This window comes from Nocardia sp. GCM10030253 (genome assembly GCF_042675075.1).
In the GTDB taxonomy this organism is placed as follows: domain Bacteria; phylum Actinomycetota; class Actinomycetes; order Mycobacteriales; family Mycobacteriaceae; genus Nocardia.
Genome location: NZ_JBHTDL010000002.1, coordinates 288739 through 301932, shown reverse-complemented (window position 1 = coordinate 301932; position 13194 = coordinate 288739). Strand labels below are relative to the sequence as shown.

The 13194-nt window shown below is 63.1% G+C and carries 12 protein-coding genes; 4 read left to right on the top strand and 8 right to left on the bottom strand.

Annotated features, from left to right (window positions below):
- Positions 1-52: 52 nt before the first annotated feature.
- A complete protein-coding gene (locus tag ACFQZZ_RS01760; protein WP_378672802.1) occupies positions 53-712 on the bottom strand; it encodes an RraA family protein in 660 nt (219 codons plus the stop codon).
- A 159-nt stretch (positions 713-871) separates the two neighbouring features.
- Here ACFQZZ_RS01760 and ACFQZZ_RS01755 point away from each other — a divergent pair, with 159 nt between their 5' ends.
- Positions 872-1591 (top strand): esterase/lipase family protein, encoded by a 720-nt coding sequence (locus tag ACFQZZ_RS01755; protein WP_378672800.1) that lies wholly within the window; start codon positions 872-874, stop codon positions 1589-1591.
- A 188-nt stretch (positions 1592-1779) separates the two neighbouring features.
- Complete coding sequence (locus ACFQZZ_RS01750; RefSeq protein WP_378672797.1) at positions 1780-3378, top strand: ABC transporter substrate-binding protein; 1599 nt, start codon at positions 1780-1782, stop codon at positions 3376-3378.
- Between the two features lie 9 nt (positions 3379-3387).
- Here the strand turns inward: ACFQZZ_RS01750 and ACFQZZ_RS01745 are convergent, their stop codons facing one another.
- The 4 genes from ACFQZZ_RS01745 to ACFQZZ_RS01730 form a co-directional block, all read right to left on the bottom strand.
- Complete coding sequence (locus tag ACFQZZ_RS01745; protein WP_378672794.1) at positions 3388-4032, bottom strand: LysE family translocator; 645 nt, start codon at positions 4030-4032, stop codon at positions 3388-3390.
- Positions 4033-4175: 143 nt separating this feature from the next.
- Positions 4176-4538 (bottom strand): hypothetical protein, encoded by a 363-nt coding sequence (locus tag ACFQZZ_RS01740; protein ID WP_378672792.1) that lies wholly within the window; start codon positions 4536-4538, stop codon positions 4176-4178.
- Positions 4535-5140: a hypothetical protein gene (locus ACFQZZ_RS01735; protein WP_378672789.1), complete on the bottom strand. Its 606-nt coding sequence runs from the start codon at positions 5138-5140 to the stop codon at positions 4535-4537. The genes ACFQZZ_RS01740 and ACFQZZ_RS01735 overlap by 4 nt, the downstream gene beginning before the upstream one ends.
- A gap of 64 nt (positions 5141-5204) precedes the next feature.
- Positions 5205-5372: a hypothetical protein gene (locus tag ACFQZZ_RS01730; RefSeq protein ID WP_378672786.1), complete on the bottom strand. Its 168-nt coding sequence runs from the start codon at positions 5370-5372 to the stop codon at positions 5205-5207.
- A 324-nt stretch (positions 5373-5696) separates the two neighbouring features.
- On the opposite strand from ACFQZZ_RS01730, the gene ACFQZZ_RS01725 reads away from it, so the two are divergent.
- Positions 5697-5891 (top strand): hypothetical protein, encoded by a 195-nt coding sequence (locus tag ACFQZZ_RS01725; protein WP_378672783.1) that lies wholly within the window; start codon positions 5697-5699, stop codon positions 5889-5891.
- Between the two features lie 426 nt (positions 5892-6317).
- Here the strand turns inward: ACFQZZ_RS01725 and ACFQZZ_RS01720 are convergent, their stop codons facing one another.
- The 3 genes from ACFQZZ_RS01720 to ACFQZZ_RS01710 all read right to left on the bottom strand — a co-directional run bounded on the left by ACFQZZ_RS01720 (position 6318) and on the right by ACFQZZ_RS01710 (position 11104).
- Entirely contained in the window at positions 6318-7568 is a 1251-nt protein-coding gene (locus tag ACFQZZ_RS01720) for a cytochrome P450 (protein WP_378672780.1), read from the bottom strand.
- A gap of 533 nt (positions 7569-8101) precedes the next feature.
- Positions 8102-9883, bottom strand: coding sequence for an acyl-CoA dehydrogenase (locus ACFQZZ_RS01715; protein ID WP_378672777.1), 1782 nt, complete (start codon positions 9881-9883; stop codon positions 8102-8104).
- A gap of 9 nt (positions 9884-9892) precedes the next feature.
- Complete coding sequence (locus ACFQZZ_RS01710) at positions 9893-11104, bottom strand: cytochrome P450 (RefSeq protein WP_378673228.1); 1212 nt, start codon at positions 11102-11104, stop codon at positions 9893-9895.
- Positions 11105-11988: 884 nt separating this feature from the next.
- Here ACFQZZ_RS01710 and ACFQZZ_RS01705 point away from each other — a divergent pair.
- Positions 11989-12630, top strand: coding sequence for a class I SAM-dependent methyltransferase (locus ACFQZZ_RS01705; protein ID WP_378672774.1), 642 nt, complete (start codon positions 11989-11991; stop codon positions 12628-12630).
- Positions 12631-13194 lie beyond the last annotated feature (564 nt).

Sequence of the window (13194 nt, the reverse complement as noted above, 5' to 3'; positions counted from 1 at the left end):
TCGGTTCGTACGAAATCGGTTGAGCGACAGATCTATTCGTGGGGAATCGGCATCAGGTCAGAAATTTCAGCGAGGAGGGCTTGCCCGCGAGCAGGGTCTCGCTGTGCTCGGCGACGTTGAGTCCATCGCTCAAGGTCGATCCAGTGTTCAACTGTGCGATGACGGTGGCTTCGGCTGCTTTGATGGCTGCGGCCGAGTCGAGGAGGGGCTCGACTCGAGTGGGGTCGAGAACGATGATGCCTTCGTCGTCGGCGAGGATCAGGTCGCCGGGGGACACGGGGACGCCGCCGCAGGTTATCGGGATCTGGAGTTCGCCGAGGGCGGAGGTGGTGCCCGCCATCGGGGTGACGAAGCGGCTGTAGATCGGGAGTTCGCAGGTTCGGACGTAGGTGATGTCTCGGTAGCCTGCGTCGATGATGATGCCGCCCAGGTGGCGGGCCAGGGCGCCGCGGGCGAACAGTTCGCCGGCGAGGGCGATTTCCTCGGCGCCGCCGTCTACGACGATGACGTCGCCGGGCGCGGCCGTTTCGATGGCTCGCAGTACCGCGAAGAAGTCGTCTCGGCAGCGGACGGTGTATGCGGGTCCGAAGATCCTCGTGGTGGCGGATCGGGGTCGAATCGCGCTGTCCAGCACTCGCGTTGCCTTGTCGGCGTCACAGATTGCGGTGGTGTCGACGGCGAGGAACTTCGTGACGAGCTGGTCGGTCGGCATCGGCAACGCCCCTTCGGACTCGATGTGTGTGATCGAGTGGCATGGTACGGGTCTGGGTCTGGGTGGCGGGACAACCGGGCGCGACGCCACCGTGCTGCCCTTCGAGTCGTCGCCGGTAAGGTTCACGCGGACAAATGGACCGTCCCTGAAGGCAGGCCGATGTTCATGCTCACACGAATCACCCGCTTGGCCGTCGTCACGATGTGCGCGGCAATCGGATTGGCCGCGGGCCACGCCACCGCGGCTCCCGCTGAGGGGCCGAATCCGGTGCTGGTGATCGGCGGATTCGACGCCGATCGAGCCAAACTGGAAAGCCTGCGCGCGTGGCTGGGTGCGCGGGGGTATTCGGCGCATTCGATGATGTTGCTCGGTAGCCCGACCGGAACCGCGGCGATCTCGGATTCGGCGCGGGCAGTGGCCGACAGGGTCGCGGCGATTCGGCGCGAGACCGGCTCCGTGCGCGTAGATCTCGTCGGTCACTCGATGGGTGGGCTCGCCCAACGGCACTACGCCAAGTTCCTCGGCGGATCCGATCAGATCGGCACCTACGTCGACTACGGCACTCCTGAGCTCGGTGAACAGCTCGGATGGCTGTGCTACGTCTTGTACGCGGGTTGCCGAGACCTTGTTCCCGGCTCCCCGTTCCTCGCCCAGCTCAACGCCGACCCCGCGATTCCGCCCGGTATGCCCGCCTACCACCTGTTCACCGAAGACGCTGGGGGAGAGAAGAATCCGCTGCCGGGCGCGACCAACAGGAGCATCCAGTCGTTCTGCCCGGGGCGGCAGGTCGGTCACGCCGACGAGCCGATCGACGCCGCGGTTCGGGAGCTGATCGACTCCGCGCTGCGGGGCGGACCGCTCGCTACCAGCTGCCCGTAGATCCACCGGATCAATCAGCGGAAGCCTGGCCCTTCAGGCGTAGCGAGGACGATCGGTCGATCCGAGGACAATGGTCGTCCGAATCGCTACTGTCCGAGGACATTACAAAGGCGAACCATGTCGGCATCGCAGTGGTTGACCTCACGAGTGTGCTGTGGGTTCGCTCCTTCTGGAACCGGGAGAACGCGTTGAGATTCACGAGAACTACAGCGTTGGTCGCGGCGGCAGTGCTGGCCACAAGCCTTGGACTGTCCGCATGTTCGTCGGACGACGGTGCCGACGCCGACTTTGTCACGACGAATGGTGGTGAGCCACAGAACCCGTTGGTGCCCACCAATACGAACGAGAATATGGGTGGCCGTGTGACCGATCGGCTGTTCGCCGGTCTGAAGTATTACGACGCCGATGGGGTGGCTCACGACGAGATGGCGGAGTCGATCAAGTCGACGGATCGGAAGAACTACACGATCACCATCAAGCCGAACTGGAAATTCACCGACGGCACGACGGTGACGGCGAAGTCGTTCGTCGACGCGTGGAATTACGGCGCGCTCGGTACCAATGCGCAGCTGCAGGGTTCGATGTTCGACCCGATCCTCGGATTCGACGAGGTGTCGGCGGAAAAGCCGACGGCACAGACGATGTCGGGTCTGAAGGTGGTCGATGACCGCACCTTCACCGTCGAGCTGAAGCACCCGTCCATCGACTTCGAGACCGCGTTGGGCTTCATTCCGTTCTATCCACTGCCCGAGATCGCGTTCAAGGATATGAAGGCCTTCGGTGCGAACCCGGTCGGCAACGGCCCGTACAAGTTCCGGACGTGGGAGCACAACGTCAAGATCGATCTGGTGGCCAACCCGGACTACCAGGGCGGTCGCCCGGCGAAGAACAAGGGCCTGCGGTTCGTCATGTACCAGTCGTTCGACACGGCGTACTCGGATCTGCAGGCAGGAAACCTCGATACCCTCGACATAATCCCCGACTCGGCACTCAGGACCTACAAGAAGGATCTGGGCGATCGGGCGATCACCAAGCCGATCGCGTACAAGCAATGCCTCGGCATCCAGACCAATGTCCCGCACTTCGGTGGCGAGGAGGGGCTGCTGCGCCGCAGGGCATTGTCGATGGCGATCAATCGAGAACAGATCTCCGAGAACATCTTCCAAGGCCTCAGGAAGCCCGCACGTGATTTCACCGCGAGCACCCTGCCGGGGTTCAACGGAAACCTACCCGGCTCCGAGGTGCTGAAGTACAACCCGGAGGAAGCCAAGAAGGTGTGGGCGCAGGCCGACGCTATTTCGCCGTGGTCGGGACGCTACGAGATCGCCTACAACTCCGATGGCGGCCATCAAGCGTGGGTCGAAGCGGTGGCCAACAGCATCAAGAACACGCTCGGTATCGAGGCGGTCGGTGCACCGTATCCGACGTTCAAAAACATTCGAGACCTGGTGAATTCGAGGGACATCGGTAAGGCGTTCCGTTACGGCTGGCAGGGCGACTATCCCACCATGCTGCAGTTTCTGACCTCGATGTACTACAGCTTCTCCACTATCAACAACGTCGACTACCAGAGCCCCGAGTTGGATGCCCTGCTCGACGCTGCGCTGGCGGCACCGACGCTGGAGGAGTCCTACAAGATCGTGGCCCAGGCCCAGACTCTGCTGATCAAGGATATGGCCGACATCCCGCTGTTCGACTACGTTGCCGCCGCGGGTCGGTCGGACAAGGTGAAGAAGGCCGAGCTCACTTGGAACGGGCTGTTCGACTTCGAGGGAATCGAAAAGTAGCCGAGTTCCTCAGGGAGTCTCGGACACGGCGAGCTTCAGCCCGAACGCCAGCAGGACCGAGCCGGTCACCGCTTCCATCGCTCGCTTCACCGGCGGGCGGGCAACCCATGTTCTCGTGAACTGCACGCCGTAGATGAGGACGCTGAACCACAGCATCCCCTCGATGCCGTGGACCACCGCAAGCGCGACACCCATCGCCAGGTGTGGCGCTTCCGGTGGGATGAATTGGGGCAGCATCGCGATGTAGAAAACTCCGACCTTCGGATTGAGGAGATTGGTGGCCGCACCGCGCGCCCACGCACGCAGCAGGCCACCGCTCGCATCGCTGTCGTCGGCACCGATACCGTCGACAGACCCACGATTACGCCAGAGGGTGACCAAGGTCTTGACGCCGAGCCAGACCAGGTACACCGCGCCGGCGATGCGCAACACGGTGTAGGCCAACTGCGACGTGGTCAGCAGCACCGACAGTCCGCATGCCGCGGCCGCGCCCCAGACCAGGACACCGGTCCCGACACCGAGCGCGGTCGTGAAGGCGTGGCGGGTGCCTCGGACAATGGCGGCACGCAGTACGAGCGCGGTGTCCACGCCCGGAACCAGTGTGAGCAACCCCGCCACAGCGGCGAACGAAACCAGACCCATCCAGACACTCATGGACACAACTTACTTGCCCCGCAAGAGCTTCCACTCGCCATGTCCTCGCGGCCGCAATCGAGCGGCAGCGCCGACGCAGCCGGATCATCCTGAAGTCGTGACGGCACCGCCCTACTGACATTCACCGACCGCGTGGTGGTGGGTCAGATGACGGACTCGGTGTCGGAGATTTCAGGTCGCCGGCGGGTCGCGGCGGCGATCAGCAGTGCCAGTACGAAGACGATCAGCGTGTGTGCGGCCCACACCGCGAGCCACGGCAGCAGGAAGCCCTCATCGGTGAACTCGCCGCGGTCCCCGACGCAGTAGAGGGTGAAATTGGTTCCGGTGCCTTCGGAGTCGACGAAGGTGTCCGATACGACCATCGGCTGGTTGTAGGGATCTTCGCAAAACAAGGGTGCGGTCAGCTTCGCCTCGCCAGGCCAGATCGCAATGGTCAGTACGCATCCGAGCATGGCGGTGCTTACGGCGATCGAGGCGAAGAGCACCGCCAACTTTCGAAGGCTCATGCCCGCTGCACCCGAATGAACTTTCCGGCGCTGTCGAACTGGGCGACCGCCGCGGCGCGCGGGGACGTGACATTGACGGTCATCAGGATGTCTCGGTTGAACCGGTTTACCAAAAGCGTTGATACATAGCCGTTTTCGAGCCCACTACGCGCGAGCGCGGTATCGACGATCTGCTCGATCCGCGACAAGCCGGTCACCTCGCCTGCCGCGAATGCTTCGCCGTCCAGATCGTCGGACGCCGCCACCTGCACCGGCGTGGGTTTGCTGAGTGCCCCCTGGGTGAAGGTGTAGTCGTCCAGTTGTTCAGGCTGCCGCGGCACCCGAATACGCAAGTGCGCCACCGCCTGCGGGCCCGCCAGATGGTGTCCGTTGAGGAAGCGGGTGAGCTGGGTGGGTCGATCGGGCACGACCATCCGGACCTGAGACGAGTTGGGCGCGGTCAACAGGATGATGCTGGTCTGGAAGTCCGCCACTCCCAAGTGCTCCCGCACGGCGGCGATCGCCCCGGTGGGCAGCGCGGTGACCAACCCTCCGCCCCGCTCGTGCACGATGTCCTCGAAGTCGGCGCGATCGACCGCGCCGATGCATCCCGTCGCTGTCATCGCGACCACGCAGACTCCCAAGACCGACGTACGCCATCTCCGGCTCCGCGTCATGAGGTGCATGCTAATGGGCATCGGTATCGGGTTGTCTTCCTGTACTGGGATGGTCGTGCAGGAACTTCGGCACCACCATCCGCCACGCGTCGATGACGAGTTCGCGCATCTCGTGCTCATCGATCGCCGCCGTCCAACAATCCACCCAGTTGTAGCGCTGATCCGACAGCCGCGGCATCCGGAACTCGTTGGTTCAGCGGCAATGAGTGCTGCGCGTTCCTCCTTGGGAAACGCGAAGCCCATGACGGATTCGTCCCGGGAGAAGGAGATGTAGACGATCCGCCCGACGCGGAATTTGATGCGGTCTCGCACGATCGCCTCGTATGAGCGGGGCAGGGTCAGTGCCAGCCCGCGCACCTCCTCGATGGTGACCATTCGCTGATAGTGCCACCCAGCACCGACAACTTTCATTTCGCATTCCTGACGGGCCGAGCGCCGGTATGGTCCCTGACCTGAGGCTGTGCCTCTGTAGGAAACCGCCGTCACCGTCGAGGAGGTCGCAATGTTGCGACACATTTCAGGTCGCGCGCTGTGGCGCCACCTGTTGCGTGGACTGGTCCTCGCTGGAGGGTGTTCCGGCGGATCGGCACGGTGCTACGTCGAGTGGGCTCGCGACAACCCCACCGACCCGCGGCTCGCCGAGCGCTGGGACTGGTCGGTTCCACACCAGTGGTACGACGTGGCGCATCGCCGCTGACCTCGACGTCAACCCAGCTCCGGCGGTCGAGCGAGGTGCTTGACGTAACGATGGCACGGCACGGGCACGGGGCCGTCCGGGCCAGGAGCGAGGTGAGGGAACGGGCCCTCGTCGGACCAGCCGTTGCGGGCATAGAACTTGCGGGCGCGAGCAATGCCCGGCACTACTTCGAGGCAGCCAACCTCGAAGGCGTCGTAGCCAATTGGATGACTGCCGCGCCCTGGCCGGACGTGGCGCCCACGATCCCTCCCCAAGGCATCGCACCGGCCAAGCAGCAATTCGAGTGCGAGGCATCCTCGGAACCTGGGGCCAGCCCGAGCCCAAGGGAGCTGCCGCGCAGCGAGCGCCTCTCCAAAGGCGATGTGCCTCCCATTGGGTTCGGTGCGGCCGCGGACCCACCGAACCCTCGTGGTTGGCGCGATAGCATCAGAGAGGCAACGGAGAAGAAGGCGGGAATACAACCGGCAACGCTGTCAATGCTCGGTGGAATGGGCCAGGGCGCCACACGAGCTCCTCTTCGGCATCCGCTAGTTTCAGTTCCGGGAGGACGTCCAGGAGTTGATCGATGGCGTCGTGCGCGAGCAGAAGCCCGTACGACCGGGCATCAGCAGGACAGGCGTGCGGGCCGCTGCTGAACGCCAGATTCCATCCGTTGTCCAGGAATTCGCCTGTGTTCATCTCTGGATCCGTATTACAGGCGGCCATACTGATGATTACCGGCTGATTCGCCGGCAGCCACACGCCCTCGACCAGAATTGGCTGGCGAGGATAAGTAATGCAATAGTTCGTCATTGGGGGGTCGGTTGCCAGCCTCTCTTCGAGTGCGGTCTTGATTGTCAAGGGGCGGCTATTGTCACCGCTGGTATAGCGGGTATCGGTCAGTATCAACAGCAGGGTGTTGGCGGTGAGGTTCAGTGTTGGTTCGACGCCGGCCGCAAACAGCAGGACCAGCTGATGCACCATCTCCTCGTCGGACAGCCCGGCGTGATGCTGGACCAGTCTTGTGATGACGTCGTCAGCCGGGTGGGCGCGCTTCAGAGCGGTAAGTTCGAGCAACGCTGGGCCCATAATCGCGTTCACCGTTTCGGTATCCACACCGTCGAACATCGCAGCATTGGCCTTCGCGACCTCTTGACCGATTTTCGGTGGACAACCGATTATCTGGCAGAAGACCGAGAAGACCAGCGGGAGGATGTACTGGTTCAACACGTCGGCCTGCCCGTCCCTGCAGAACGTGTTGATGATCGGGATGGCGGATCTCGCCACCATGGATCGCAGGGAGTTCAGGTCCATCCCGGCCAAGGCGTCGTTCAAAGCCTCGCGGTAGCGAGTGTGCTCTGTACCGCTGGTACGTATTGCGTTGGGTCGGTACTCGATCATCGGCATGATCGGGATATCGGCAGGTACGGTCGTCTGCCAGGTCCGGGGATCAGCGGGAAAGTGTTCGGGGTCGTTGAGGATTCGCACGGCGATGCGATATTTGATAACCAGGGTCGCAGACACTCCTGGCCACATCTCGACCGGCACCAGCGGTCCGTAGCGTTCACGCATGTCGCGGTAGGCCCCGTGGGGATCGCCCGCAAATTTTTCATCCCAAATCGGGATTCGAGGACCTTTGAACTCGATCGACGACTTTGAGTCGGCGGTAGCACCCTGATGCGTGTGCTGCGGATACACGTAGTCTCCTTGATGTCGGTTGCGGCAGCATAGTACCCAAAGGCGAGGTCCGAGCGAAGGCCGTCGGGTCGCTATGTTGTTCCCTGCCAACAGGATTCCGTCACCGTGGCTGGTTTCGAACTCACATCGCCGGGTCTTGTGTACTGTCTGCTGGCTGGCGCTACTGCGGCAGGGATGCTATCAACTTGGTGCGGTGTGGCTACTTCGAGAAGAGTAGGCTCGGCGTCGCCGGTTGGGTCCCAAGTACAAGATGATCATCGAAAACCTCTGTGGCGTCAGGGGGCCAGGGACGGGATGGTGCGAACGTCGGCTGATCAGCCGACGTCCCGGTATACGGCCGAGCTATGGTCGTGCGATTGCGGCCCGACGGTTGATCTGTCCAACACCGGACTGCTGCACCACATTTCGAGAACATTGCCTGGTGTTGTGGAACGTTATCAGCAGCGGAGGCAGCACTGGTTTACGAGTTCCGCTACGACGCCCCGGATAGGGCGCCCCGCCGGGGTGCCCTATCCGGACTTGCCTTGGCAGGATCAGTGACGGTGTGGGTCGTGGCAGCGGGAGTCCCACGCGGCAGGCAGATCCTCGGACAGTACCGGTGCGCCGAGGATCTCGTCATCGAAGCCGAAAGCGTCCAGCAGTGCGGGCAGGTGGTCGGCGAGGTTGTCGATGGCCTGCGCGAGCAGCCCACTCCGGAGCTGCTGCTTCACGGCCTTCACGGCAGCGATGTCGAGAAGGCCGTGGGTGAGATACCACGCAGACTCTTTGTTGATCTGATCTAGAGCGAAAACGTCACGCAGGGCGGCGATCTCGGGATGATGTTCGGCGTGTTCGTCGAGCAACCGCAGGGCCTGCTCGGCGCAGTAGGCCTCGGCGAGCTCGAGCGCGTCTGGAATGATCTCTAGTCGAGCTTTCAGCGCTGGATCGCCAAGGTGCGGGTGGGCCTCTTGCGCGATCGTCAGTGTGCGGGCGCGGAGCAAGCGCGCGCGGTCGCCGGGGTCGGCGGGATCGTGGAGAGCGGGTTCGGGTGGCGGCGTGCCGACGAGCTGTTTGGCCAGTACGCGACCGGCGACGGACCCGAGGACGTAGATGTCACCCTCGCCGGTGATAGCGGCATGACAGACTCCGAGGTAGTCGGCGACCCGGTTGGCGCTGAACATACCTTGCGCAGCCATTTTGATGCGAGAGTCAGTGACTGTCTCCAACGCATGCTCCTGGATGAAATACTTGGCCAACATCACCGACACGACGGTGTCGCGAGCGGTGAGATCGGCGCCCGCGAGGAAGGTCTTGACCGCGTTGCCGTAAACGGTCCGGGCGACAGTGCCGGCCAGGTCGGTGAGCAGGGTGTCCCGCACGTGCGGGATATCGAACATGAATGTGCTGTTGACAGGCGTCAACGGCACTACCCGCTTGGCGGCGTAGCGCAGGGCGATGTAGAGCGAGGCGCGGGCCGTGGCGTTCAAGCACGACGAGAGCGCCAAGCGTCCGACAGTCAGTTGGCTGATCGCCGAGGCGAACGCCCGCTTCCGGCTGTTCTCGTCGTGCCAGGTCAGCACACCCTCATCGATGGTGGCCAGGTCGTTGCTCAGCCAGGCAGTGCGCTCGACCCGGAGATTATCGAAGCTGATGACCGAGTTGTCCATGATGACCAGCGGCTGATGGTCGAGTTGGGTGATCGTCACGCCGGGGGCCGGGTCGCCGTTGGCGTCTCGTAGTCGCGCCGTGAACAGGTGCACGCCCTGATCGACGCCCGCCGCGTCGATGAACCGTGCACCGATGACGCAGACTCGAGCAACCGGGATTCCAACGGACGGCATGAATTTCCGTGCCAGCGGGTGCGGGGTGTTGAGCACGAACCCCTCACCATCCCAGGTCGCGGTGGTCTGCATGAATCCGATGTTGGAGCCGCACCCGTACTCGGTCAGCAGCATGACGCCGACGCTGGTGGCGTCATCCAGGTCCTGTAGGTACGGCTCGGCGGAGTCGGAGTCGGTCAGGGTGGCCAGGCTGCCCGACGCCAGGTTGTAGTGGCCGGAGATCAGCGGGATCAGGTCCGTCGCCAGGACTGCGGACCAGTCGAACACCGCGAACAGCTTGGGCAGATCGGTCGCGACATCGCGAGTACCTATCTCCTTGACCAGATTTCGCAACTGGTGATACGCGTTCTCCCGCCGCTGATTCTGGCTCTGCTCGTCCGTGACGGCGAAGTCCGGGTTGGCCAGAACCTGTTGCAGCTGCTGGTGGAACTCTAGGTTGCCGTGCCGAAGAAGCTCGCCAAGCGATGTGCGTTCCTTATACCCGTGCGTAACCATAACCGCCTCCTACTCATTTTCGATCCCAGCGGTTATTCGTCCACCGTTGGGCAAAGGTGGGGATGGGGGGAAGACCACCGGCAGCGCCTCTAATGCACGGTGGAACCCCCCCGGGCGCCACTGCAATTGCTCGTCGGGCACCGCCAACCGGATTTCGGGTAACGCATCGAGCAACTGGTCGAGCGCTTCCTGAACGATGACCATCGCCAGCGACTTGGCCGGGCATGCGTGGGGCCCGGCGCCCCACGCCAGATGCGAACGGTTCCCGGTGCGATCACCGTCCACCGCCGCAGGATCGTTGTTGCATGCCGCCAAGCTGATCACAACCGGTTGATGCGGGGGCAACAGCACATCGCCGAGAATTTGTGGCTGTAGCGGATAGCTGAAGCAGGAGTTCGTCAGCGGCGGATCGGTGAACAGCACCTCATCGATCGCGTCCCGGGTGGACAGCGCTCCTGTGAGGAGCTCGCCCTGGAACTCGTCATCGATCACCATCAACAGCAACGTGTTTGCGATCAGGTTCCACGTCGGTTCGGTCCCTGCCATGTACAACATGGCTATCTGCTGCACGATCTCCGCATCGTCGCTATCAGCAGAGTTTTCCATCAGAAACGAGATCACATCCGTGGCAGGGGCTTCCCGCTTGGCCGAAATCACCTCCAGCATCGCCGAGGTGAACATCCGATTGCCCGCTTCGGGCGCTGCCGCGTCGTCCGCGTCGCGCAGCCTCACCAGCGCCGCGAACGCGGCCTCCCCCGTCTCGGGCGGTAACCCGAGCACATCGTTGAGCACCCGCACGGTGAGCGGGACCGCGTACTGGCCGAGCAGGTCGGCCGAACCGGACTCGCAGAAACTGTCGATCAGCGCCGCCGCGGTGCGTTCGACCCCGCCGCGCAGTGCATAGAGATCGATTTTGTCGAGACTATCGGTGCTGGCGCGCCGGTACCGGGCATGTTCCTCGCCCGCGGTCCGCGACGCGTTGGGCTGCCACTCCAGCATCGACAACACCGGGCAATCCGCCGGAACCGTGGACTGCCAGACCCGCGGATCGGCCGGAAAATGTAGGGGGTCGCCCAGGATGTGCAGCGCCTCGCGATAGCCGATCACCAACGTCGCAGGCATACCGGGCGCTAGCTCAACCGGCACCAGCGAACCATGGTGGCGGCGCATGTCCCGGTATGCACCGTGCGGATCAGTCGCGAACTCAGGCAGATGCAGCATCACTCGCGCGGACCTTCGGCATCGGCCGTCGCTGCCAGGGGAACAATTGAATGTGTCGTTGCACGCGAGGTGGTCATGATCGGGCTCCCAAGGACGAAGAGTAAGGTCGACTGCGAGATCTACCTATCTGCACGAACTTTCGGGCACGCGGACGAGACTTTGTTCAGCGCTCGTCCGCGACCGGTCATACGAGTTACAGTGTTGGCGACAAGCTCGGCCGGTGTGGATATGGCCGTAGCGCTATGAGTGGGGAACATCTGACGACTCCGCAGCGTGATAAGGCATTGTGACGCTGCATATTCCGGCTGCTCTCAGGGAGGAGTCAGGGTTAGCGGGCATGTCCGAAACGTCGCTATAAACCAATTGTGGTTGAGCAAAGCAAGTTTCGGGCACATTGATCGAGCATACTCGCCAGCGTCATGACACGCAGCCCAACGATCGGAGTCAGCAACATCGCCGCAGACTGGTCAGCCGGTACTGGTGCGTCGCATGTAGGCAGGCGAGTGTGGAGCCGCGATCCTCTTCTTCTCGCTGTTGCCGCCAGGGGGAGACGTGAGGCACTGGCGAGTTGCTTGTTCGCGATTGGCTCGGCGGGTCGGTGTGAGCGAGAGTCCTACGTGCTGCGCGCAACTATCTATCCACCTTGTAGCGCCGCCAAGGCACTCGCTGAGCGCGGTGTGCGTTGCGAATGATCGTGTCGAGCGTGTGGGGCAGAGCTATCGCGCAGCTGGTGCAGCGATTGCCCACGTGAGGCGCCCCTCCACCGATACGACCGGATCTCGGCGAATCCGTGACAGTTGAACATTCGATTCCGCCAGTCCGGAACCCCGAGAGGCGCGGTCGATGATTGACATGAACCTGGGTTGAGGTTGAAGACTGGGGGCATGATTCGACCTGCCGACTTCTGGAATTCCGTCTATGACAGTGGTTCTGCGCCGTGGGTGATCGGCGAGCCGCAGCCCGCGATCGTCGATCTGGTGGCACAGGGCTGGGTGCGCGGCGCGGTGCTCGATGTCGGGTGTGGAGCCGGTGAGCACACCATTCATCTGGCCGGGCTCGGCTACGACGTGCTCGGGGTGGATCTGTCGCCGAGCGCGATCGCCTACGCCCGGGCCAGTGCCGAGGAACATGGTGTCTCCGCGCGGTTCGAGGTGGCCGATGCTCTGGATCTCGGCCCAGATCCCTTGTACGACACCATCATCGACAGCGCGTTGTTTCACGTTTTCGCGCATGACAACGGCGACCCGACCGACTATGTCCGCAGTCTGCGCCGGGTGTGCAAGCCCGGCGGGCTGGTCCATGTCTTGGCACTCTCGGACGTCGAACCGGGTTTCGGCCCGCGCATCGGCCGGGCGTCCATTTCGGAGGCGTTCGGCGCCGGCTGGGTGCTCGAAGAGTTGCAGCCTGCCCGCTACCGCGGCCGTGTCACCGAGGCGGTTGCCGAGGCCGAGCAACTCGGACTCACTCCGGGCAGCGTGGTCGACGAAGCGGCCTGGTTGGCCCGGGTGCGCCGCTCCGTTTCTTGATTGCGTTGCCACAGGCGGTATTCGAAATACGCTCGAAGATTGCTGGCGGAGATCGTGTCACCACCACGGTCTCTGCTTCGTCAATTCTCTCCCCCCTCAAGATGATTCCCGAGAACAGGCGTGAAATGGTAAGCAGGCGACCGCGACTGAATTAGTTGAGTTAGTTGAACGATGCTAATCGCCAATAGTCGCCGCGCAATTTAGAGGACCTCTCCGGTGTGAATTGCGTCCGACCATAATTTGGGAGCTGATTCATCTCCGGGGAAAGCGACCGATGCGCCTGGTGTGCGCAAGGTGGAATGCCGGGGACCGCGGCCGTCTTGATGCCACCGGCGACGATTCCCGCTACGAACCCGCAGCGAGCAATCCCTCTTGGGCGGAGTCCGTCTCCTCATGGCACACGTCGGAACGGCTTAAGGGTAAACCTCGACTGGAGATCGAGCCGGGTCTCGACGCTGCGGTCCGGAGGGGCGTGACTACCACGTACACCTACTCCACCAGTGGAACTGTGCCCGCATCGAACCACCTGCTGGAGGGTTGCGGCGTACCGCGCCGTCGAGCGCG

What these genes read in the sequence shown, in the direction of transcription:
- ACFQZZ_RS01760 (WP_378672802.1), bottom strand. Translation starts at nt 712, where the DNA reads ATGCCGACCGACCAGCTCGTCACGAAGTTCCTCGCCGTCGACACCACC.
- ACFQZZ_RS01755 (WP_378672800.1), top strand. Translation starts at nt 872, where the DNA reads ATGTTCATGCTCACACGAATCACCCGCTTGGCCGTCGTCACGATGTGC.
- ACFQZZ_RS01745 (WP_378672794.1), bottom strand. Translation starts at nt 4,032, where the DNA reads ATGAGTGTCTGGATGGGTCTGGTTTCGTTCGCCGCTGTGGCGGGGTTG.
- ACFQZZ_RS01740 (WP_378672792.1), bottom strand. Translation starts at nt 4,538, where the DNA reads ATGAGCCTTCGAAAGTTGGCGGTGCTCTTCGCCTCGATCGCCGTAAGC.
- ACFQZZ_RS01735 (WP_378672789.1), bottom strand. Translation starts at nt 5,140, where the DNA reads ATGACAGCGACGGGATGCATCGGCGCGGTCGATCGCGCCGACTTCGAG.
- ACFQZZ_RS01730 (WP_378672786.1), bottom strand. Translation starts at nt 5,372, where the DNA reads ATGCCGCGGCTGTCGGATCAGCGCTACAACTGGGTGGATTGTTGGACG.
- ACFQZZ_RS01725 (WP_378672783.1), top strand. Translation starts at nt 5,697, where the DNA reads ATGTTGCGACACATTTCAGGTCGCGCGCTGTGGCGCCACCTGTTGCGT.
- ACFQZZ_RS01715 (WP_378672777.1), bottom strand. Translation starts at nt 9,883, where the DNA reads ATGGTTACGCACGGGTATAAGGAACGCACATCGCTTGGCGAGCTTCTT.
- ACFQZZ_RS01710 (WP_378673228.1), bottom strand. Translation starts at nt 11,104, where the DNA reads ATGCTGCATCTGCCTGAGTTCGCGACTGATCCGCACGGTGCATACCGG.
- ACFQZZ_RS01705 (WP_378672774.1), top strand. Translation starts at nt 11,989, where the DNA reads ATGATTCGACCTGCCGACTTCTGGAATTCCGTCTATGACAGTGGTTCT.